Raw genomic sequence first — 18,503 nt, 5'->3', positions numbered from 1 at the left:
TGCGGTGAAAGCTGCACGTGCGGTTCGGCGGGGGGATCAGGGCTGACTCCATGAGCAGCACCAATCCTACCCGACTGGACGAGACCATGGGGCCTTGCGAGGCCGAGTGTCCGGCGCGCATTCTCGACCTCCTCACGTCAACCGAGAACCAGCATGCGATCGAGTGGCGCCAGCGCTGCCGCGCCAATGTCGCCCGCCGTGCCCGCAAGCTTTCCGACGGCGACCGGATCCGGCTTCCCGAGCCGATCAAGTTCACCGATGGGCATGTCGCGCAGGAATTCATCGTCAGCAAGCGCGGCCGGCGTATGGTCCTGCGTGATCCTGAAACCGGCGGCCTCTACCGGGTCAGCCGGCTCATGGAGCGGGCCTGGTCGATCGTTCCTGTGACCAAGATTCACAAGACAATCTTCGCCTGAGCCTTGATCTGTATATCCTGCGATGAAGTGGACATGGTCATGACGAACGCAATCGACAGGCTCGGCCTGTCTCCCAAACGCCAAAAGCTCTGCAGCCGGGAGAATGCCGTACGCGTCGCCGGGCGGATTTTCGACCATCATTCGAAGAAGGTCAGCGTCCTTCATACCGACGATCCGTTGCAGCCATTTCGCGTCTCGATCGACCCGTCTTCTCGAGGCCAAATCGTCATGGAGATGGTCGCTTGACGCGGTTGATTGCCGTCCTGGTGCTCGGGTTGGCCGCTTGTGCCCCAAGTGGCGCGGCGCATGAGGAAACGTCCTTCAGCGCCACCGCCAGGGCGCTGGACGGCGACACCATGGCGGTCGACTTCCGTCTGTTCGGCGTCGATGCGTTCGAACGGGGGCAGCTCTGCGAGAGGGCGGGCTCATGCTGGCAGTGCGGCAAGGCGGCGCAGGACCTCGCCTCACGGATGCTGCGCGATGCGGACGCTGAAATTCAGCTTTCGACGCGATCCAGCTATGGCCGGCCGGTCGCGACGGTCACCGTCAACGGCCATGATCTGGGAGAGACTATGATTCGGGCAGGACTTGCTATTCCTCAGCTCCATTTCCTGAAATCCAATCACGCGCGCGCCGCACGATATAGTCAGGCCCTCACCGAGGCCCAGCAGTCAAAGACAGGTGCGTTTGCCGGACGCTGGATAGAACCGGCCCAGTGGCGACGAGGGGGCCGCCTGAGCTGCGAGCGATAATCTCTCACGCAGATCGGACGTCCGGCCAGTCGCAACCACCCCCGATTTCAGGCTTGAAGATCGGGGTCGGCCCACCAGGACCTGCCCTGCCGAAAATCCTCGGTTGCTGCGACGACCGGCCCGTCCGGTTCGTCGGCGACATAGGGCGCGACAAGGGGAAGCGGCCGGATCTTTTGACGATGGATCTGGCCGGCGATCCGGCCGCGCGCTTCGAGGATATCTTCGAGCCACATCAGATCGTCGAGCATCTCGACAATGCTGCGGCCCGCGAGACTGAAATAGATGCAGCGCTGGAAATCATCGCCATTGGGGTTGCTCAAAATGGCCGCCAGCTTGCGCTTTCCGCCGATCTCCCCTTCGTGAGTCCAGCTCACCGCCTCACGCAGTTCGCGGACCGAATAATAAGCATCTTCGACATGCATGCCGATCGCCGCATTGGCCAGCATACGCCGTGTCGGACGGTTCTGCTCGTCCAGCGCAGCGTCGCGCAGCGTCACGTCGAGATCGAATGGTTCGAGATAGCGGGCGGCATGGCTGGTCATCGAGAATCTCCCTTGTAAGGAACGTACCATGAACATTCATGGGGTCAATCCCGCGTCGATCACAGTGATGGTAGGATTGCCGCACCTTTCCGATGGCGCGCTCCTGCGCCGCGCTCGAGAGATGCAGCAGCCGGTCCTGATCTCGGCCAATGCGCTCTCGCGCTGGTCCAAGCGCCGTGGGTGGCGCCAATGGATGGGTTGGGCGACGGACCGACTCGATAACGCACGCGAACTCCACAGCCTCAGTCTCGACAGCGCCGGATTCTCGGCCATGGTTACCTATAGCGGCTACCCGTGGACGGTGGACGACTATATCCGTCTGGCTGCGGCCTTTCCATTCCGCTGGTGGGCGAGCCTCGACTATTGCGTCGAGCATCAGGTCGCGGCGGATCGCGAGGAGGTCCTCGACCGGATTTCCCGAACGGTCCGCGCCAACATTGAATGCCGTTTGCGTGCTGCGGATCGAGGTATCGACCGCACCTTCATGCCCGTCATACAGGGCCGAGCGCCCTCCGACTATGAACGCTGTGCCGACGCATTGTCGTTCACGATCGACCACGCAAAGCTGGTCGGCGTCGGCAGCATGTGCCGGCGTGCCATCCATGGACCGGAGGGGCTGGTCGCGGTCGTGGACCATCTTGACCGCGCCCTACCGCCGCGCACGCGGCTCCATCTCTTCGGCGTCAAGGGCGACGCCATTCCCTATCTCAATGCCTATAGGCACCGCGTTGCTTCGATAGACAGCCAGGCTTATGGCGTGAGCGCGCGCGCCGCTGCATACCGGCAACGCCGGTCAAAGTCCGACGCATTCGTGGCGGACCACATGGCGCACTGGCTGGGCGTACAGCGCGCCCGCTTGCGTCAACCGACCCGCCGCTTGCCATTTCAGCCAATGGTCCTGCCGGCGCTCGAACCGGATAATCCGTGGGAGGCCGCGATTGCGCAGGCCCGTCGCGAGATGCGCGATCTCATCGAATCCGGCGATCTCGACCATGATGAGGTGACGGCGCTCTGGGTCGAGCAGTGGGCCGCCGATATCTACCGCGCACAGCGCGAAGGCTGACAAAAAGGGGAGGGGGACCGGGTGAGCGAGCGGGTGAGCCGCTCGAGAGCCGGAGAACCCCATGAGCTACGACCTCGCAATTCGCTACCAGCAGGCATTGGATCCGAGTGCGCTGATCACCATTGGCACGACACTGCACGCAATCAGGGCCGCCATCACCGATTGCCGGAACGCCGGCATCGATTTCGAGACCGATCCGGCCGTGATCCTCCTGGCAAGGCATCTCGGCGTGGTCTGCGCGGATCGCTCGCCCGATGCCGATCTTCGGCGCAACTGCATGGAACGGATCGCGGATCTTCGGAGCCGGCCAATGCTCAAGACGCTGGCCTATCGCGGCGTCTCTTACGACGACACCGCCAAGCGCTTGTTCCACTCGGAAGGGCGCACCGCGATGCGGCGCCTCGCAGACGCGCTCGCGCTCGAAATTGGTACATTCGACATCCGGTCCAACAAGGGTGGCCCCGCAGTATCCGGCGAGGTGACGCTTCACGGAGAGAATCTGTGGGTCCAACTCTCACTTGGCCTCTTCGGACCCGACCGGGAAGTGTGCTTCCGCAAGGTCCGCGGCCGCGACGACCACGTCGGTGATCGCAACCTCTGGGCGCCCATCCGCGAACTCGTCGAACCCGATCGGTTTGCCGCGCGGATACGGCGCGAACTCCGCCTTCCAGCGCCGGCATCCGTTTCTCCGCGCCTGGTCGCATAGAGGGCGGCGGCCATGCAGATCCTTATGTCCCGCGTCAGAATCGACGCGCAGGAGCCAAGCTATTCATACCGCCTCTATGTCCCCTTCACGGAGATTTCTTCCGAGCGGCAGAGTCTCATTTCGATGCGCTCCGATTTTGGCCTGGGCGCGGGCTTTCTTGCCCGGCTCACGGATGTGATCGCGCCGATGAGCCATCTTGAGGCACCGCCAGGTGTTGAAAAGCATCGATTCGGAACCCTCGTCGATGGAGTCGCGGACCGTCTCGGCGGCTTGCTTCTCGGCTCGGCCTTCCCGGAAATGGCCGAACGGACCGTGCCCTTTCGGCTGCATGTGCCGAGCGCGCCGCCCAATGCGACGGTCTTCGCCAGGGTCAACAATCTGTCGGGTCGGTACTCCCTTCTCTCGGACCATCTGCCGACCCTTACTGCTGAGGTCCTCGGCTTGCGTATTGCAGGAGAGCGATGATGTCCGAGCCTTTCGACCCGGCCGACGCCGAAGCATGGATCGCCCATGGTCGCCGGCCCGAGCACGCGGTCTTCCTCGCTGACGCCTGGCGCCGTTTTCCCGATCTGCCCGCAGATGCCACACCCGACGACCGGCTGGCACGAATGCGAGAACGGGTAATCGCACTCCGGCCCGTGATGGAATCCATGTCGCGTACAGTGGAGCAGCAGCGTCAGGCACGGAACTTCGCCTTCACCGCGACACGGCTCGCCGACGGGGGAGGGGACGATCGCGACCGCGCCATCATCCGCGCCCGCGACCTCCATGGCTATGACTGGGACCGGGCGGTACGATATGCCGCTGGCTGGTACGCGGCCCACGCCGGCTGGGATCCAGAAGTGCGCAGGTCCGACCCCCCATCGCTTTCGGCGCAGGCCTATGACCAGGGTTTTCGCGATGGCGGCGGAAATCGCGACGATCTGTTCGACACGGCGCGCCGGGCCCTCATTGCCGGGTCCTCCGCTCCGCTGCCGGCGGTCACTGTCTCGGGGCGGCCGCGGCCCAGCGAATGGCCTAAACCCTCGGATATGCCGCGACCGGCGCGCTGGAACCGCCGCCTGCTCATCTTCGGTGCACCGGAAACTGGACTGCTCACAGATCCCACCGCCGGTCCTGCCGAGGCCGCGGTGCTCCTTCCGGCTCTCCAAGCTTGTCCGGGGCATGAAGAGGCCACCGTCATCGTGATCTCGGGAAGGGGCTTCCATGAGTTCGACGGGCGCGGCTGTGAGATTGTTCCACTGGTTGGGGTCGAAGCCCTCAGCCGGCGCGCGGCCGACGACACGCACGAGAACAGATTGCGGGCTCTTTTCGGCACACGCGACTTCGACGACATCCTGATCGCCGCGCAGGGCGACTATCTGTCTCTGCTCGACGCGCATGCCGCCGCTCTTCCGCTCTGCCGGACGATGGAGCGGACACGCAACACTGTGCTTCAGCAACGCGCTCACTTTCGCACCTGGCTCGATCGTGGCCTGACAGCCGGCGAGACGGTGGGCGCCGGCCACATCCGCTGGGGCAAGGCCGTGAAAGGACTGACTGGCCGTCTCGGCGAATTCACCGCCCGCTATGTCGGCAAGCTGCCGACCCGTGGGCACCGCATCATCGTCGAGACGGCCAATGGTGAGCCAGCTGATGGCTTCGTCTCCGCACGGGGCGAGCCCCTGGCCTGGGAAACTGTAATCACCAACCGCGCCCATCTGCGCAGAACGATGGCTGCCAGACTGCGCGCCTTCGGTGGCGCGACCCGCCTGGTACCGCATGAGACGCATCCGGTGCCTATCGGAAGGAGAAACAGCCATGAACATTCGGAAAGTGCAAATCTCTGTCACTCTGCTGATGCAGGAAACAGATGACGATCGCCTGTCGACGATGAGCCTCGCGCGGATCGGCGAGAAAATGGATTTTGGTGACATGGTCGGAACATTCGCGATCACGGCCTCGGCCCGGGTGCCGCCGGACACCATTCACCAAGAGCTTGTCGCCGTCGGAAATGACGGCACCTTCTTCAACGACTGCGGTGATGAACTGGTCGAGGACAACGGACCCCGGACGTCCGATTCATCCGCCGTTCCAGCCCCCTGTATTGGCGCGCGTGTCCGAATCCGCCGGCGACAGCGCATCGGCGGGGACCGCTACGCCAACCGCGAGGGCATCATCGTCCGCTCGCACTTCGCCGGCTTTTATGTCCGCCTCGATATGACTGCCCGCGAACGTACACAAAAGACGGAGCTGGTTGAGACCGCCTTTCTCGAAGTCCTGGCGCCGTCGGCAACCGAGGGCGCCTGATCGGGCTCACCCATTCCACGACGCCGCAAAACCCTCTGTCTTTCCATGGAGACCGTCATGGGCGATCGGACCCACTATGTTCACGTCTATGCGACCGTCCGCGTCAAGGTGGCCGTTCGGGCCGAAAACCATGAAGATGCGATGAAGATGGCGGACGGTCTATTATTCAACGATGGCTTTGCGGTCCGGCTGATCCCGGCTGCTGTCGCGGTCGTTGACGCTGATTATGCGGAGGAAGTGACCGGCTATCTGGTCGATGAGTCCGGCGATCCCGATTTCCTGCGCTCTCGCACCTATGACCCCGACTACAAGCCGGTCCGCTCGTCCCGGTAGCCCTCCCGTTTTTAGCAGCGCGCGTATCGGCCGAGCCAAGCATTTCGACTGACCGCCGCCACGCACAGACATCCCCTTCGAGACCTGAATCATGCAAACCACCCGCAGTCAGCGGTGGCGGGATCGGCGCGCTCAGTGGGCGACCGATTTCAGCGTCATCGACCCCTATGCCTATGGCATCGACGTCATCGATCATGCCGTTGCCAAGGCCTTCGTCGCCCGGCACCATTATCTGCCGAACTACCCTGCCGCGCAGCTTGCGGTGGGACTCTTCGGACGTCGCGCCGTTTTGGAGGGCGTCGCGGTCTTTGCCGTTCCCGTAACCAACGCAGTGATTACCCGGCACACCGGGTTCGCCGATCCGTCGAAGGGATCGGTTCTCGCTCGCCTCATCCTGCTTGATAGCGTCCCGCAGAATGGAGAGAGCTTCTTTTGCAGCCGTGCCTTTCGCCTGCTGCGCACCGCCCGACCAGCGATCGAGGCCGTCGTCTCCTACAGCGATCCCGAGGCCGGTCACATCGGGCGCGTCTATGCCGCGCTTTCGGGCGCTCATCGCGGCGTCACGCGGCCGCGCACGGTTTTGCGGGCCGGGGCGCGGACCATTTCGGACAGGACTCTCTCGAAGATCCGATTGGGCGAGTGCGGCATGGACGGGGCGATCGACCAGCTCGTCCACCTTGGCATGCCACCACCGGCGCGGCATGAACTCCCCGCTGAGTGGTTGCAGCGACTTCAGCGCGAACAGTTCCTCGAGCGCCATCGTCACCCGGGCCTTTTCACCTACTGCTTCGAACTGACGCGCGCCGCGCGCCGGCGCGGGAGGTGCCTCCCCAGACTGCCTTATCCCAAGCTGCTGCCGGCCTCAGACCCGATGCTGCCGTTGTTCGGGTCCTGAGCCGTCGCGGCCTTGCGCCGCGGCAAGAGGGGAGAGGGATCGGGCGGTCGAGCCGTGACGCGCTCAAGTAGCTGGATTGCCTCCCATGTTGAACATCGCCCCCGCGCGGCAGGCCGAGATCACAGGTCCACGCAACCGCGTTCCCGATTATATTCGCGTAACCGAGCCGCAGCCCGTCGTGCTCGCTTATGGCATCGGCGTCGACAGCACGGCGCTTCTCGTCGAACTGGAAAGCCGGGGATGCCCGCCGGACCTTGTCCTGACCGCCGACACGGGCGTCGAGAAGCCGGAGACCTATGTTTATCAGGAAATGATGTCGGCTTGGATGGCCGCAAGGGGCATTCCCTACGAGACCGTGCGGTACACGCCGCGACGCTTCAAGCACTGGCCGCCCTATTTCGACCTGCTGTCCAATGTCCTCACCAATGCGACACTGCCCAGTATCTCCCTTGGCCGCCACTCCTGCTCGCTCAAATGGAAGATCGCCCCACAGGACGCGTTCCTGAAGGAATGGGCGCCTGCCAAACGCGCATGGGCACGCGGCCAGAAGGTTGTCCGCCTCATCGGCTATGACGCATCGCCGGCGGATACGCGGCGCTATGAACACGCATCGAGCATCGCGAACGACTTGTTCGAATGCCGCTATCCTTTGCGCAAATGGGGCTGGGACCGCGCCGCATGCATTGCCCGCATCGAAGCGGCCGGTCTCCCGGTCCCACCAAAATCGAGCTGCTTCATCTGCGGGGCGATGAAGCCCGACGAGGTTCGCGCGCTGCCAGTCTGGTGCCTTCGGTTGATCGTTCTGGTCGAGGCTCGGGCGGCACCGCGCCTCAGGACCGTCGAGGGGCTTTGGCGCCGCTCGACACGCACGCGGCCCGGCCGGATGACGGACTTCATCCGGGCCGAGCAGCTGCTCCCGCCCGCCGACATCGATGCGATCATCCGCGATGCCCCCGCAGATCTGATCCGGTTTCAGGACGCCGCCGCCCATGTGCCGCTGCCCGACCGCCCGGCGATGTCGGAGTGGCTCGCTACGTTCAACGCCGGTCTCACGGAGGCAGTATGACAACCCCAATTGTCGAACAGATTGCGCGGCTCAATGACCGCTGCCGTCAGGGCTTCGATCCGCATGCCCGCATCGTCGTTACCCGGACCTGCCTCGCCCGCCTCGCAGGCGACGGCGATGCCGTCCGCGGAGTCGTTACCCAGGCCGAACTGCTGGCGGCGGTCCGGCGCTACAGTTTCAAGCCGGGCGACGGCCCGGGACGGGATTTCGGGGCCTTCGAACTTCATGACCAACGGGTTCTCTTCAAGATCGATTATTACGATCTCGACCTCGAATTCGGATCGGAGGATCCCGCCGATGCGTCGATCACCCGCCGAGTTCTCACGATCATGTTGGCTGAGGATTACTGACCAGGAGTTTCCGGATGCGCCCGGTCGGTCCGGCAAAAGGGAAGGGGGGCTGGAGGCGGAGAGCAAGTCCGCTCCCAGCTAGGAGTTTCCGATGTCCATCCCCGCCATTATCCGCAGCCAGGTCGATCCGGCCGCGGTCACCAAGGTCACGCGCCTCTTCAACAACACGCTCGGCGACGTCCTCTCCGAGCTGATCCAGAATGCGCGCCGGGCAGGAGCGACGGTCGTCGATCTCTGTGTCACCGAGGCCGGCGGCATGCCTTACCTGACCGTCTCCGACGACGGCGCCGGCATCGAGGATCCTTCGGTGATCCTGGCGCTCGGCCGGTCGGGATGGGACGACATGGTCTCTCGGCGCGAAGACCCCGCCGGCATGGGCGTCTTCAGCCTTGCCGGGCGGCAGGTCGAAGTGCGCTCATGCGCTCGTACGACAGGCGAGGGCTGGCGCATCGAGATCGGATCGGACGATTGGGAATCCGGCACTCCCATTTCCGTGACGTCCTGCTCCCATCCCTTCGGCACGCAGTTCCGCGTGCCCCTCGACGAGCAATGGGCCAAGGCCCTGGACGCTGCGGCGCAGAACGCCGCGCGCTATTGCCCGCTTCCGGTCCGGCTCAATGGCACGCTACTGAAACGGCAGGACTGGCTGGAGGGTGCCGACACGATCGTCGAACGAGACGGCGTCAGGATCGGTCTCTTCAACGACTATCGAGCCACCCGCTTCAGCCCGAGCGTCAATTTCCATGGCGTAACCGTCATCTGCCCGCTACCCTCGGTCGGCGAAAAAGATCGGAACTGGTGGGTACGGGTCGACATTGTCGATGCCCCCGATTTGCAACTCGTCCTCCCGGCGCGCAAGGAGATGGTCGAAAACCAGTCGCTCGTGGAACTGCGGACGACCGTCCGTCGGACCATCTATCGCCACATCCAGTCACTTGGCAGCCATCGCCTGCCCTATGAGCAATGGCGCGAGGCCGAAGATCTGGGCATCGTGCTCCCTGAGGCCCGGCCCGAACTGGCGGCCTGGGCACCATCCCGAGCGGACTATAATAGCGATGCGGTTCGGAGCGGTCCCCTGTCAGGCGACAATCTCCTGCTCGTCGATCATTTCGGCTCGGCCCTTGAGCAGTGTGCCGACTTCGCCCTTGCCAAGGACGGCCGCTTCGACGGGCGCCTCGCCACCCCCGATGACACGATGTCGGGTTATGCCTGGTATGACCGTCTGGCGCGCGTAACCGGTCTTCGGTTCGAGGTCGTCAAGGATGGTGAGACCTTCGCGCTCGGCACGGCCGACTTCCCCGGTCTCGAGAGTGGCCCGGTCGACCGGCTCGACCTGATCCTCGAAATCTCCGGCCCGACAGCCGAAACCGTCGTCATCTTTGCGCCCGTAGCGATCGAATATGACGACGGGCTGTGCTGCACCTTCGAGGAGGCCAATATCCTGCTAGCCTCGACGGAAGCCGTCACGCCCTCCGAATTGGTCCACCTGCTCGAAGGTGTCTGCTTCTGTTCCAGCGACGACCGCGACGCCGACAGCTGGGACACCCAACACGACCGCTTCCTGCTCGATGCCCAGGAAATGACGACGCGGCTGCTGCTGGGGGACGACGCTGCGCTGATCGAGCGGCTTCGCGCTATTCTCGCTTATCGCGCCCAATGGTTCGTGCCCGAGGGTCGCCAGTTCATGGCCGTGATCGGACGCGATGCCATCGACGTCCGGATCGAGCCGTTGCCGGCGGGTTGATCCCCTTCGCCGGCGCTCCGCCCATGTTCTCAAAATCAAAATCCCAGGGAGATCGTGCCATGCGACCCATCAGAGCGGCCACCGCAGCCGATCGCGAGACAGTGGCCGCCGCGATTGATCATTTGCGCGCAGCGCGTAACCTCCTCAGTCAGAGCGGCGCGCCTCGCGCGACTGCTGCCGTTCGACGAGCGCTGCGTAGTGCGGAAGGTGCGGCACGCCATCTCGATCACCGAATTCGCAGGAGTGTATAATGAGTCGATATGAGCTGAAGCCCAAGGCGGATATGCCCTGCGTCATCAAGGCGGTCGTGGGCTGGGACCGGCCGCTGCAGACTTTCTTCGCGCAGGTCTTCATCCGCACCGAGGCCGAGCCGGAGGAAGGCGAAGCCACGATCTGGGTCGGCACCGAACCCGGTGAGATCCTCACCGCCGCAGCGGCAATCGCGGTCGTTGCGCCTCATGCCGAAATCCCCGGCGACCTTGCCGAGGCGCTCGAGGCCGACTTGCGCGCGAGCGTCGGGATCAGGGACGGCGTCCACCAGGTGGAAGCCAAGCGACAGATATTCGGCTCGATCCAGTAGCACGCGACGACCAGAGACGAACTCGCCGCCGCCGATGCGGCGAAGATGGGCAGACGATCTGCTCCGCTTGTCTTATATTTGTCGCCAGTCGCCATCGAGAGAACCGCTATGCACGTTGAAACCGCCGCCAGCTACATCCACAGCCACGCCTTCCTTGGCGACAGTCATGATGCGCATGAGCGGCGCACTCGCTGGGTCGTCGCGCTGACAGCAGCGATGATGCTGGTCGAGATCGTCGCCGGTTGGATCACGGGCTCAATGGCCCTGCTCGCCGATGGCATGCACATGGCGACGCACGCCGGCGCGCTTGGCGTCGCGGCGATGGCCTATGCTTTCGCCCGGCGGCATGCCCATGACCGGCGCTTCGTTTTTGGAACCGGCAAGGTCGGCGATCTCGCCGGGTTCGCGAGCGCGCTGGTACTGGCGATGATCGCGTTCGGCATCGGCATCGAGTCCTTCTGGCGGCTGCTTACGCCGAAGACGGTCGCTTACACCGAGGCGCTTTGGATCGCGGGGCTTGGCCTGGTCGTCAATCTCGTAAGCGCCTGGCTGCTCGCGGACGGCCATCATGACCATCACGGGCATGATCATCACCACGATCACGAGCATGGTGGCCATCACGACAATAATCTTCGTTCAGCCTATTTCCATGTCCTTGCCGATGCGCTGACCTCGGTGCTTGCGATCGCTGCGCTGCTCGCTGGACGATTCCTCGGCTGGGCCTGGATGGACGCGGCGATAGGCATCGTCGGTGCGACCGTGATAGCGCGCTGGTCCTGGGGGCTGCTGCGCGACACCGGAGCGGTGCTGGTCGACGCTTCCCTCAATCCCGGGCTCGAAGCCGAGATCCGCGAGGCGATCGAGGACGGCGATGCCCGTATCACTGACCTTCATGTCTGGCGGGTCGGTCCCGGACGCTACGCCTCGATCGTCTCGTTGATTGCCGCCGATCCACTTTCGCCAAGAGCCTATGCCGATCGTATCACTGTCCATGAGGAGTTGGTCCATGTGACGGTGGAATCCCACCGGTGCGAAGGCCACCACGCACCACGGCTGCGCGCTGCTTGAACGACTCCGTCGCCGCCGAAGGAGCGGGCCTCGGATGTGGCGCTTACGCGCCTGCTCGGCCGAACGGCCGAGGAGGGGAGGGGGAGAGTGGAAGGTGGTTCGGACGAAGGGTTCGAGACCATCATCCAGGAGACTTTCCCATGAACATCGGTACGATCAAGCAGAATGATGCGGGTATTTATGTCGGCAAGATCGCGACGCTGACCATTGCGATGGTGATTGCGCTGCGCAGCGTGCAGTCGGCGAATCCGAAGGCGCCGAAATTCGAGGTGCTGGCGCTGTCGGCGTCGCGTGCGTGGGTGCAGGTGGGAGCGCTGTTCGAGCTGTTCTCGAACGGGACGGGCGAGGCGTTCCTCAACGGCAAGATCGAGGATCCGAGTCTGGCCGCGCCGCTGTACATCTCGGCGTTCGCCCAGGAGGACGGGTCGTACAATGTCGTGTGGTCGCGCCCGACGCGCCGCCGCGACCTGTCGGCGGAGATGGCGCCCAAGGCCGACGAGGGTCTGCCGCCGCTGCCGGGCGAAGGCGATGCCCCGGCCCAGCCCGCCGAGGCCGGCCTCGGACAATCCTCCGCCGAACACGCATTCGCCAGCTAACGTTCACCTAAGTCGCTATCCCGCCTAGGTCCTCGCTCCTCCGCGGAGCGGGGACCTTTTCTCGTCTTGCCGGCCGTATGGCCGGCGAGGGGAGGGGGATCGAGGATGTGTCTCACCGACATTGGAGGAGAACCATGTCCGACATCATCGATCTGGGCGGCGCGCCCGCCAATGAAGATTGTGCGCAACTCGGCCACAGCCCCGATTTCGAGCGGCTCAATCGCCTCGAAGTCGCCGTCTATCGCGCGGCAATCATCGCCCGGTTCGGGCCGCCCCCTGAAGGTTGCGCCCTCGTCTCGATCACTAACCGCCACGACTTTGGCATCTACCGCACGCTCGGGCTTAGGGTCGATGGGATCGTCGCCCGGCGTGAACTCGCCGCAGCCTATATCGCCGCCGTCGAAGACGGACTCGGCAGCTGGATCGAAGCCGGTTTCGTGCCGCCGGTCCGTTATGATGACGGCTCTGTTCCCGTCATTGAACGGGATCACATCGATGATATCGTCACGGGTGCGCTCATTGCCACACGGCCCGCTGCCTCCGGTCGGTTCGCGATCCCCGACTTCGAGATCCTCCACCGCAATCTCGCCGCTGCCTATCCGCGCAGCGCCGAGGCCGCGCGCGCCCTCCTTCAGGAGATATCAACATGAACACCGAAAATCCGACAGCCGATCACGTCGCTACCGAGGCCCGGATCAAAGCCGAAATTGCGGCGCATCGGGCATCGGTTCGCGATGTGGAAGCGCGCTGCAAGGCCGCGTTCCTGCCGCTGTTGATCGGGCACGGCATTACCCGCGTCGAGATCCACTATGACGGGAGCGGGGATGAGGGCATGGTTGGCGATGTTGTCGCCTTTGCCGATGAGCAAGCAGCCGAGCTGCCCGCCATATTGTGCGACCATTATAGCGTCGAATTCAACGGCGAGATTGAAAGTCGCCCCATGCAGTTGGAAGACGCGCTCAGCGCCTTCGCCGAAAATGCGGTGTGCGACCATCATTATGGTTGGGAGAATGGCGAAGGCGCTCACGGAACGATCATGATCGATGTCGCGACAGGGGCTGTCACCCTGACCCACAACGAACGGTTCATCGACTACGACACGACCGAGCCCGAGCTCTAGCGATGTCACACTGCCATTATCACGCTCTGAGTTCGGTTCGGCGCTGGGGCGGCAAAGCCGAGGACTATATCGCGCTCCACCAATGGTTCGACGAGTCGAAGAAGATCATCGCTGACCCGCGCCACCGGGCGCTGCGCCATCATGCCGAGGGGATATTCCTGCTCGAGGTTATCTTTGGTGTCGTCGTTCGCAACAGCGACGGTCGCGACGTACCGGTCCGGCTCATCGGCGAACAGCACGTCGTCGAGGATCTCGGCCGGATTCCATCCTTCGCCGATTGGGCCAGGCTGATCCAGCCCGCGCCATGGACGCTGCGCGGCAATCCCGCCGGCTCGCCCGGACTGGATCCGACCCTGAATCTGGCATTGTGAGGGGGCCAGCCATGCACAGACAGCTTGCAATCTCTCCGAAAAATCCGTACTTTACGGATAGGAGATTGATTATGACTCAAAGCGCCAGTTCCGTCGAGGTGTCGAAGGCCTTCGGACGTTTCAGCCGTCAGGCCCTGCAGGAGCCCCTCACCATCACCCATCATGGCGTCGCAAGCCTTGTGCTCCTGTCGCACGCCGAGTTCCAGCGGCTCAAGCGCCGTGACCGCCAGGTGCTTGGCCTTGCCGATTTCACCGATGAGGACCGCGCTGCTGTCGCCGCGGCGCGAGCGCCCAAGGAGGCTTCTGCCTTCGATGACGAAGTGCACTGAGATCCATGAATCTACCCAAGCCGGTTCCGGGTCTCGTTCTTCGTTACGCGTTTCTCTGGAGCCATGAAGCCGCGGCAGGTGCCGAGGAGGGCAGCAAGGATCGTCCTTGCGCGGTGCTTCTGACGACAACGACGCGCGATGGCCGCGACGTCGTCACTGTCCTTCCCGTCACGCACACGCCTCCGGAGGACGAGGCGCTGGCTGTCGAGATTCCGCCCAGCACAAAGGTGCGGCTCGGTCTCGACGGAGAACGGTCCTGGATCATCCTCAGCGAGGCGAACCGCTTCTCGTGGCCCGGACCGGATCTCCGGCCGATAGCTGGAGACGAAACCGGACGGGTCGATTATGGTTTGCTGTCGGCAGCACTCTATGATCGCGTTCGCACCAAATGGCTGGCGGCCTATGATCGCCAGCGGGTCGGACAGATCAACAGAACGGAATGATCGCACATAAAGGGAGAACATGGTCCATGAATGTCCTGCCCATCGACAGAGCCAGTACCGAGGCCGCGATCAATCGCCTCATCGATCTCGCGCGTTCGGACACCGGCCAGGCCCGCCGCGCCGCAAACTTTCTGATGGCATGGTGGAACGGCCCCGATCTCGGTCACTTCGAGATTGCCGACCTGTTCGGTCTCGATCTCGAGATTGCCGCCGATATCGGAACGGTGATCGGTTATCTGGGCCAACATTCCGGCGCGGTCTATATGGATGCGTTCGGCTATCGTGACGAGATGCAGAACATCATCGCGCGCTGGCGAGCGCCGACCGCCCCCGAGGCCGCGATCGCATCATCCGACTGATCGCGAGCCTCTCGTCTCGCCTCTCGCTATGCCGTATAGTCGCCTGCATGACGGAGCTTGACCCCCACACATTGCGCGTTGCCGCTTCGCTTGTGCGGTCACGGATTGCCAATCTCAAGCGCGATTCGCGGATGGATGGGCTGCAGCGTCTTGGCGCGCATCGCACGCTCACCCAGCTTGCCGTCGATCTCGAGGTTTCGGCCGACCATGCCGGTCCGAGGCGCCGTCGACGTCCGGCATAGTATTTCCGCGGCATTTCCTCGCCGCGCGCGTTGCGCGTGCCCCTGATCAGTTGAACGCCTGTCGACGGACGATTGCGGTCGGTTCGTGACGTCTCGTGCGTCCTTTGGCCATGGCCGGAAAGACGAGGGGGAAGGAGGCATTGGGTCCGGAGAAGGTCTCCGAGGCCCGTGACCGGCATTCCCAGTGCCGCCGTCTCCCAGCGAGGAACCAGCATGGCAAACCATTTCGTCAAAGCGAGCTTTCTACTCATCGTCACCGACGCCGAGGCCGAGGTTCTGCGCCGCGTTCACGAGGCGATCGAGATCACCGGCGATCCCGGTCTGGAGCGCGCGGAGCGGGAGGCACGGTATCGCAGCCTCGGAGAGGGTTTCGCGGCCTGCTTCCCGCCAACCGAGGCCGAGGTCTTTAGCGGTTTCCTCGCGATCTTCAGCGATCCCGACTATCCGCGTCTCGGCTTTTCCCTCCAAGTGGATCCGTCCGACGGGAGCGGTGAATGCCAAGTCTGGCTACGTGGCGACCAGGTCGACATCGAGGCGGCTGCGGCCCTCATTCATGCCGTAGCCAGATCCGCGCTGCCCTTCGGCTTCGAATATGCGCTCGACTGCGATCGCCTCCGGCCTGGAGAATTCGGAGGCGGCTATGTCCTCGTCCGTGAGGATGAGGTGGAGTTCGGAGGGTCGGCCAGACTGCTCGAGCGTGCGCTCGCACGTACCGCCGGCGACGCCCCCCATGGCCTGGTTCTGACAACCCGCGATGTCGATGAAGGCCTGCTCTTCTGGAACACCGATACAGGCTTTGGCTCACTCGAAAAGGCCACCGTGTTCTCCGAGGCTGCAGCCGACCAGCACGATTTGCCGATCGCGCATGACCAGCCGGAATGGCTGGCCATGCCGGAACCGCTTTCCTGAGGAGGTCGCATATGCGCTACATTATCGCGCTTTACGAAATCGATCGCGCCTACGGAGGTGGTGAAGAGGGCGGGTGGTGGTTCGATACCGGCGAACTCGTCCGCCTGCTGGCCTTGGCGCCGACGGAGGATCGCGCGCGGACACTCGCCGATCGGGCCAATCGTCTCCTCGACCGGCTGCAGCGGCATCGCCGCCCCGTCGACTCCGTCCTCTATGACGGCGGTCGCTACACCGCCATCGTCTATGAGTGGACGGCACCGCCGGCCTTTCCCGAGGTGCGGCCTCACTACGCCTGACGTCGCCACCGCCTCCGTGGCGAGGCGCCACACCCAGCCCACCAACGGCGCAGCCGCGCTGTCGGCCCGGCACGGCCTGAGACGCCTGCTTCAAAGGAAATCTCCATGCCGATTTTCCGCGTCACCCTCGATGCGAGCGTGCCCGAGGCGATCCTGGCACATTCCGATGCCGATACCGAAGAACGGGCACGAAGCTGGCTTCTCTCCCAAAGCTGGTACGAGCGCCGTCACATCGAGTGGCGCGGCCGAAGCGCGCCGTCGCCGCGCGGCGACCAGTCGCGTACCCGGCATGCCGTACGACTGGGGCTCGACTGCCCACGAACGTCGCGGCCGCGATGCGGATCGCTTTTCTTCGTGCTCGACGTCGCGACGATTGGCGACGAAGACCCGCTCGACAAGGCACGGCGTGTTCTCGATCTCCCGGGTGCGGCCGTCCAGCACGGGCGTACACCGAGGCTGTCGGGCATACTGGCGCAAGGATCGTTCAGCGCCATGCACGGCGACTCGATCATCGGCTCGATGCCGGGAACATGGCCCATCGACCGGACGCTCACCGGATATTCTGGGCAGCTACGGGCAGGGCGGTGTCGGCCTGTCGGGCTGGCAGCTCAATGGCGGCTCCTGGATGGTGCTGCCGCTCAAGGGCTCGGACGGATGGATCTGGCTGACCCGCGAGGATATCTTGCCCGCTCCCGACTTCTTCTCGCTCGAGGTCGACATCGATTGCCGCATCATCGGCGTTCATCCCGATCAGATCGGCGATTTTCCGCCTTGGGATCATCGCTACGCCGGGCATGCGCAAATCCTCGATCTGCCCGATTTCGCAGCCGAACGCGCGACCGTCGCCCGCTTCGAGACGACGGCCTCGGGATTCTTCCTGGAGGCCGCCAACGATCTGACCCGCTGGCGATTTGCCATGGGCGACCATCTGCCCCGCCCGATCTGGGCGGGATCGCGCGAGCCCCGCGATCTCTGCGAGGGGGAGTCGGTCGCCGGAGCGTTCGTCCTTGCGCACGATTGCTATCTCGAGGTCTGACGCTCGACGTCCATAGCGTTTCCGAGGCCGCGCAAGCGGGCCTCGGATGTGGCGCTTACGCGCCTGCTCGGCCGAACGGCCGAGGAGGGGAGGGGGAGAGTGGAAGGTGGTTCGGACGAAGGGTTCGAGACCATCATCCAGGAGACTTTCCCATGAACATCGGTACGATCAAGCAGAATGATGCGGGTATTTATGTCGGCAAGATCGCGACGCTGACCATTGCGATGGTGATTGCGCTGCGCAGCGTGCAGTCGGCGAATCCGAAGGCGCCGAAATTCGAGGTGCTGGCGCTGTCGGCGTCGCGTGCGTGGGTGCAGGTGGGAGCGCTGTTCGAGCTGTTCTCGAACGGGACGGGCGAGGCGTTCCTCAACGGCAAGATCGAGGATCCGAGTCTGGCCGCGCCGCTGTACATCTCGGCGTTCGCCCAGGAGGACGGGTCGTACAATGTCGTGTGGTCGCGCCCGACGCGCCGCCGCGACCTGTCGGCGGAGATGGCGCCCAAGGCCGACGACGGTCTGCCGCCGCTGCCGGGCGAAGGCGATGCCCCGGCCCAGCCCGCCGAGGCCGGCCTCGGACAATCCTCCGCCGAACATGGCTTCGGCGAGGAACCCCAGGAGAGCGGCCGCCGCCAGCGCAAACAGCGCACGCCCGAACCGGCCGAATAGTCCGGACCACGCCTGACCCCGCGCCATGAGCCCCCGGCGCGGGGTTGCAGGGCTCGCTTCGCTCCCCCGGCGAAGCGGGCCCTGTTTTCATTTTCCCTGGCGGGAGACCGCCGTCGCGCGAAGGGCTGCCGCAGCCTTGTCCGAGCCTTTGGTCGTTCGCTGCGTCCGCCCCAAGACAACCGTGACTGAGGACGGCATCGCAGGTGATCCCCGTCGATCCCTCATTCTTGGCGGATCGTAGCGCAAGCGCCGGGCGGCTTCTTCGCACTCTTGAGCTCAGAACTTCCCATTCTTGCAAAAATTCCCATTTTCGCTATTCTGGCAATAACAGCA

General features: G+C 64.2%; 28 protein-coding genes. 27 read left to right on the top strand and 1 reads right to left on the bottom strand.

All coding sequences use genetic code 11. From position 1 onward, the window contains the following. The first annotated feature begins 50 nt into the window (after positions 1-50). The 3 genes from L3X40_RS03820 to L3X40_RS03810 are packed head-to-tail and all read left to right on the top strand — an operon-like array spanning position 51 to position 1,168. Positions 51-416: a DUF6927 domain-containing protein gene (locus tag L3X40_RS03820; protein WP_445177147.1), complete on the top strand. Its 366-nt coding sequence runs from the start codon at positions 51-53 to the stop codon at positions 414-416. 39 nt (positions 417-455) lie between these two features. After that, entirely contained in the window at positions 456-662 is a 207-nt protein-coding gene (locus L3X40_RS03815; protein WP_237364469.1) for a hypothetical protein, read from the top strand. After that, a complete protein-coding gene (locus tag L3X40_RS03810) occupies positions 659-1,168 on the top strand; it encodes a thermonuclease family protein (RefSeq protein ID WP_237364468.1) in 510 nt (169 codons plus the stop codon). Before L3X40_RS03815 ends, L3X40_RS03810 begins: the two co-directional genes overlap by 4 nt. A 47-nt stretch (positions 1,169-1,215) precedes the next feature. Here the strand turns inward: L3X40_RS03810 and L3X40_RS03805 are convergent, their stop codons facing one another. Continuing rightward, a complete protein-coding gene (locus tag L3X40_RS03805; RefSeq protein WP_237364467.1) occupies positions 1,216-1,710 on the bottom strand; it encodes a hypothetical protein in 495 nt (164 codons plus the stop codon). Positions 1,711-1,738: 28 nt separating this feature from the next. Between L3X40_RS03805 and L3X40_RS03800 the strand changes: the two genes are divergently transcribed. The 24 genes from L3X40_RS03800 to L3X40_RS03685 all read left to right on the top strand — a co-directional run bounded on the left by L3X40_RS03800 (position 1,739) and on the right by L3X40_RS03685 (position 18,170). Beyond that, on the top strand, positions 1,739-2,773 hold the full coding sequence (locus L3X40_RS03800) for a deazapurine DNA modification protein DpdA family protein (RefSeq protein WP_237364466.1): 1,035 nt from the start codon (positions 1,739-1,741) through the stop codon (positions 2,771-2,773). Between the two features lie 61 nt (positions 2,774-2,834). After that, positions 2,835-3,479, top strand: a complete 645-nt coding sequence (locus L3X40_RS03795; protein WP_237364465.1) for a hypothetical protein — start codon at positions 2,835-2,837, stop codon at positions 3,477-3,479. A gap of 24 nt (positions 3,480-3,503) precedes the next feature. Beyond that, positions 3,504-3,944, top strand: a complete 441-nt coding sequence (locus tag L3X40_RS03790) for a hypothetical protein (RefSeq protein ID WP_237364464.1) — start codon at positions 3,504-3,506, stop codon at positions 3,942-3,944. Next, a complete protein-coding gene (locus tag L3X40_RS03785) occupies positions 3,941-5,335 on the top strand; it encodes a hypothetical protein (protein ID WP_237364463.1) in 1,395 nt (464 codons plus the stop codon). Before L3X40_RS03790 ends, L3X40_RS03785 begins: the two co-directional genes overlap by 4 nt. Next, positions 5,280-5,768 carry a hypothetical protein gene (locus L3X40_RS03780; RefSeq protein ID WP_237364462.1) on the top strand — a complete coding sequence of 163 codons (489 nt, stop codon included), beginning with the start codon at positions 5,280-5,282 and terminating at the stop codon, positions 5,766-5,768. Before L3X40_RS03785 ends, L3X40_RS03780 begins: the two co-directional genes overlap by 56 nt. Positions 5,769-5,825: 57 nt before the next feature. Beyond that, entirely contained in the window at positions 5,826-6,101 is a 276-nt protein-coding gene (locus L3X40_RS03775) for a hypothetical protein (protein WP_237364461.1), read from the top strand. A gap of 91 nt (positions 6,102-6,192) precedes the next feature. Then, positions 6,193-6,996 (top strand): Mom family adenine methylcarbamoylation protein, encoded by an 804-nt coding sequence (locus tag L3X40_RS03770; RefSeq protein WP_237364460.1) that lies wholly within the window; start codon positions 6,193-6,195, stop codon positions 6,994-6,996. 85 nt (positions 6,997-7,081) lie between these two features. Further along, a complete protein-coding gene (locus tag L3X40_RS03765) occupies positions 7,082-8,062 on the top strand; it encodes a hypothetical protein (RefSeq protein ID WP_237364459.1) in 981 nt (326 codons plus the stop codon). After that, positions 8,059-8,412 carry a DUF3768 domain-containing protein gene (locus L3X40_RS03760; protein WP_237364458.1) on the top strand — a complete coding sequence of 118 codons (354 nt, stop codon included), beginning with the start codon at positions 8,059-8,061 and terminating at the stop codon, positions 8,410-8,412. Before L3X40_RS03765 ends, L3X40_RS03760 begins: the two co-directional genes overlap by 4 nt. Positions 8,413-8,503: 91 nt before the next feature. Then, entirely contained in the window at positions 8,504-10,156 is a 1,653-nt protein-coding gene (locus L3X40_RS03755) for an ATP-binding protein (protein ID WP_237364457.1), read from the top strand. Between the two features lie 250 nt (positions 10,157-10,406). Further along, positions 10,407-10,736, top strand: a complete 330-nt coding sequence (locus L3X40_RS03750; RefSeq protein ID WP_237364456.1) for a hypothetical protein — start codon at positions 10,407-10,409, stop codon at positions 10,734-10,736. Between the two features lie 108 nt (positions 10,737-10,844). Continuing rightward, the gene (gene dmeF, locus L3X40_RS03745; RefSeq protein WP_237364455.1) at positions 10,845-11,804 is read left to right on the top strand and encodes a CDF family Co(II)/Ni(II) efflux transporter DmeF; all 960 of its coding nucleotides are present in this window, start codon (positions 10,845-10,847) and stop codon (positions 11,802-11,804) included. Positions 11,805-11,944: 140 nt separating this feature from the next. After that, positions 11,945-12,400: a DUF736 domain-containing protein gene (locus tag L3X40_RS03740; protein WP_237364454.1), complete on the top strand. Its 456-nt coding sequence runs from the start codon at positions 11,945-11,947 to the stop codon at positions 12,398-12,400. Positions 12,401-12,534: 134 nt separating this feature from the next. After that, the gene (locus tag L3X40_RS03735; protein WP_237364453.1) at positions 12,535-13,050 is read left to right on the top strand and encodes a hypothetical protein; all 516 of its coding nucleotides are present in this window, start codon (positions 12,535-12,537) and stop codon (positions 13,048-13,050) included. Further along, positions 13,047-13,520, top strand: a complete 474-nt coding sequence (locus L3X40_RS03730; protein WP_237364452.1) for a DUF6878 family protein — start codon at positions 13,047-13,049, stop codon at positions 13,518-13,520. The genes L3X40_RS03735 and L3X40_RS03730 overlap by 4 nt, the downstream gene beginning before the upstream one ends. A gap of 2 nt (positions 13,521-13,522) precedes the next feature. Further along, positions 13,523-13,891 (top strand): DUF6915 family protein, encoded by a 369-nt coding sequence (locus L3X40_RS03725; RefSeq protein WP_237364451.1) that lies wholly within the window; start codon positions 13,523-13,525, stop codon positions 13,889-13,891. 71 nt (positions 13,892-13,962) lie between these two features. Beyond that, on the top strand, positions 13,963-14,220 hold the full coding sequence (locus L3X40_RS03720; protein WP_237364450.1) for a hypothetical protein: 258 nt from the start codon (positions 13,963-13,965) through the stop codon (positions 14,218-14,220). Between the two features lie 5 nt (positions 14,221-14,225). Next, positions 14,226-14,663: a hypothetical protein gene (locus tag L3X40_RS03715; RefSeq protein WP_237364449.1), complete on the top strand. Its 438-nt coding sequence runs from the start codon at positions 14,226-14,228 to the stop codon at positions 14,661-14,663. A 26-nt stretch (positions 14,664-14,689) separates the two neighbouring features. Continuing rightward, positions 14,690-15,022, top strand: coding sequence for a DUF7673 family protein (locus L3X40_RS03710; protein WP_237364448.1), 333 nt, complete (start codon positions 14,690-14,692; stop codon positions 15,020-15,022). 47 nt (positions 15,023-15,069) lie between these two features. Continuing rightward, positions 15,070-15,264 carry a hypothetical protein gene (locus L3X40_RS03705; protein ID WP_237364447.1) on the top strand — a complete coding sequence of 65 codons (195 nt, stop codon included), beginning with the start codon at positions 15,070-15,072 and terminating at the stop codon, positions 15,262-15,264. Positions 15,265-15,477: 213 nt separating this feature from the next. Further along, positions 15,478-16,173: a hypothetical protein gene (locus L3X40_RS03700; RefSeq protein ID WP_237364446.1), complete on the top strand. Its 696-nt coding sequence runs from the start codon at positions 15,478-15,480 to the stop codon at positions 16,171-16,173. Positions 16,174-16,184: 11 nt separating this feature from the next. Next, positions 16,185-16,469 (top strand): hypothetical protein, encoded by a 285-nt coding sequence (locus L3X40_RS03695; protein ID WP_237364445.1) that lies wholly within the window; start codon positions 16,185-16,187, stop codon positions 16,467-16,469. 166 nt (positions 16,470-16,635) lie between these two features. After that, positions 16,636-17,505, top strand: coding sequence for a hypothetical protein (locus L3X40_RS03690; RefSeq protein ID WP_237364444.1), 870 nt, complete (start codon positions 16,636-16,638; stop codon positions 17,503-17,505). 152 nt (positions 17,506-17,657) lie between these two features. Then, a complete protein-coding gene (locus L3X40_RS03685; RefSeq protein WP_237364443.1) occupies positions 17,658-18,170 on the top strand; it encodes a DUF736 domain-containing protein in 513 nt (170 codons plus the stop codon). Positions 18,171-18,503 lie beyond the last annotated feature (333 nt).

It is taken from the genome of Rhizorhapis sp. SPR117, assembly GCF_021742065.1.
The sequence above is the reverse complement of the archived record's forward strand: the minus strand, read 5'-3'. Positions and strand labels throughout refer to the sequence as shown.

Excerpts from the sequence above, each read along its gene's own strand:
- L3X40_RS03820 (WP_445177147.1), top strand. The coding sequence starts at position 51 with ATGAGCAGCACCAATCCTACCCGACTGGACGAGACCATGGGGCCTTGC.
- L3X40_RS03815 (WP_237364469.1), top strand. The coding sequence starts at position 456 with ATGACGAACGCAATCGACAGGCTCGGCCTGTCTCCCAAACGCCAAAAG.
- L3X40_RS03805 (WP_237364467.1), bottom strand. The coding sequence starts at position 1,710 with ATGACCAGCCATGCCGCCCGCTATCTCGAACCATTCGATCTCGACGTG.
- L3X40_RS03800 (WP_237364466.1), top strand. The coding sequence starts at position 1,739 with ATGAACATTCATGGGGTCAATCCCGCGTCGATCACAGTGATGGTAGGA.
- L3X40_RS03795 (WP_237364465.1), top strand. The coding sequence starts at position 2,835 with ATGAGCTACGACCTCGCAATTCGCTACCAGCAGGCATTGGATCCGAGT.
- L3X40_RS03790 (WP_237364464.1), top strand. The coding sequence starts at position 3,504 with ATGTCCCGCGTCAGAATCGACGCGCAGGAGCCAAGCTATTCATACCGC.
- L3X40_RS03785 (WP_237364463.1), top strand. The coding sequence starts at position 3,941 with ATGATGTCCGAGCCTTTCGACCCGGCCGACGCCGAAGCATGGATCGCC.
- L3X40_RS03780 (WP_237364462.1), top strand. The coding sequence starts at position 5,280 with ATGAACATTCGGAAAGTGCAAATCTCTGTCACTCTGCTGATGCAGGAA.
- L3X40_RS03775 (WP_237364461.1), top strand. The coding sequence starts at position 5,826 with ATGGGCGATCGGACCCACTATGTTCACGTCTATGCGACCGTCCGCGTC.
- L3X40_RS03770 (WP_237364460.1), top strand. The coding sequence starts at position 6,193 with ATGCAAACCACCCGCAGTCAGCGGTGGCGGGATCGGCGCGCTCAGTGG.
- L3X40_RS03765 (WP_237364459.1), top strand. The coding sequence starts at position 7,082 with ATGTTGAACATCGCCCCCGCGCGGCAGGCCGAGATCACAGGTCCACGC.
- L3X40_RS03760 (WP_237364458.1), top strand. The coding sequence starts at position 8,059 with ATGACAACCCCAATTGTCGAACAGATTGCGCGGCTCAATGACCGCTGC.
- L3X40_RS03755 (WP_237364457.1), top strand. The coding sequence starts at position 8,504 with ATGTCCATCCCCGCCATTATCCGCAGCCAGGTCGATCCGGCCGCGGTC.
- L3X40_RS03750 (WP_237364456.1), top strand. The coding sequence starts at position 10,407 with ATGAGTCGATATGAGCTGAAGCCCAAGGCGGATATGCCCTGCGTCATC.
- dmeF (WP_237364455.1), top strand. The coding sequence starts at position 10,845 with ATGCACGTTGAAACCGCCGCCAGCTACATCCACAGCCACGCCTTCCTT.
- L3X40_RS03740 (WP_237364454.1), top strand. The coding sequence starts at position 11,945 with ATGAACATCGGTACGATCAAGCAGAATGATGCGGGTATTTATGTCGGC.
- L3X40_RS03735 (WP_237364453.1), top strand. The coding sequence starts at position 12,535 with ATGTCCGACATCATCGATCTGGGCGGCGCGCCCGCCAATGAAGATTGT.
- L3X40_RS03730 (WP_237364452.1), top strand. The coding sequence starts at position 13,047 with ATGAACACCGAAAATCCGACAGCCGATCACGTCGCTACCGAGGCCCGG.
- L3X40_RS03725 (WP_237364451.1), top strand. The coding sequence starts at position 13,523 with ATGTCACACTGCCATTATCACGCTCTGAGTTCGGTTCGGCGCTGGGGC.
- L3X40_RS03720 (WP_237364450.1), top strand. The coding sequence starts at position 13,963 with ATGACTCAAAGCGCCAGTTCCGTCGAGGTGTCGAAGGCCTTCGGACGT.
- L3X40_RS03715 (WP_237364449.1), top strand. The coding sequence starts at position 14,226 with ATGAATCTACCCAAGCCGGTTCCGGGTCTCGTTCTTCGTTACGCGTTT.
- L3X40_RS03710 (WP_237364448.1), top strand. The coding sequence starts at position 14,690 with ATGAATGTCCTGCCCATCGACAGAGCCAGTACCGAGGCCGCGATCAAT.
- L3X40_RS03705 (WP_237364447.1), top strand. The coding sequence starts at position 15,070 with ATGACGGAGCTTGACCCCCACACATTGCGCGTTGCCGCTTCGCTTGTG.
- L3X40_RS03700 (WP_237364446.1), top strand. The coding sequence starts at position 15,478 with ATGGCAAACCATTTCGTCAAAGCGAGCTTTCTACTCATCGTCACCGAC.
- L3X40_RS03695 (WP_237364445.1), top strand. The coding sequence starts at position 16,185 with ATGCGCTACATTATCGCGCTTTACGAAATCGATCGCGCCTACGGAGGT.
- L3X40_RS03690 (WP_237364444.1), top strand. The coding sequence starts at position 16,636 with ATGCCGATACCGAAGAACGGGCACGAAGCTGGCTTCTCTCCCAAAGCT.
- L3X40_RS03685 (WP_237364443.1), top strand. The coding sequence starts at position 17,658 with ATGAACATCGGTACGATCAAGCAGAATGATGCGGGTATTTATGTCGGC.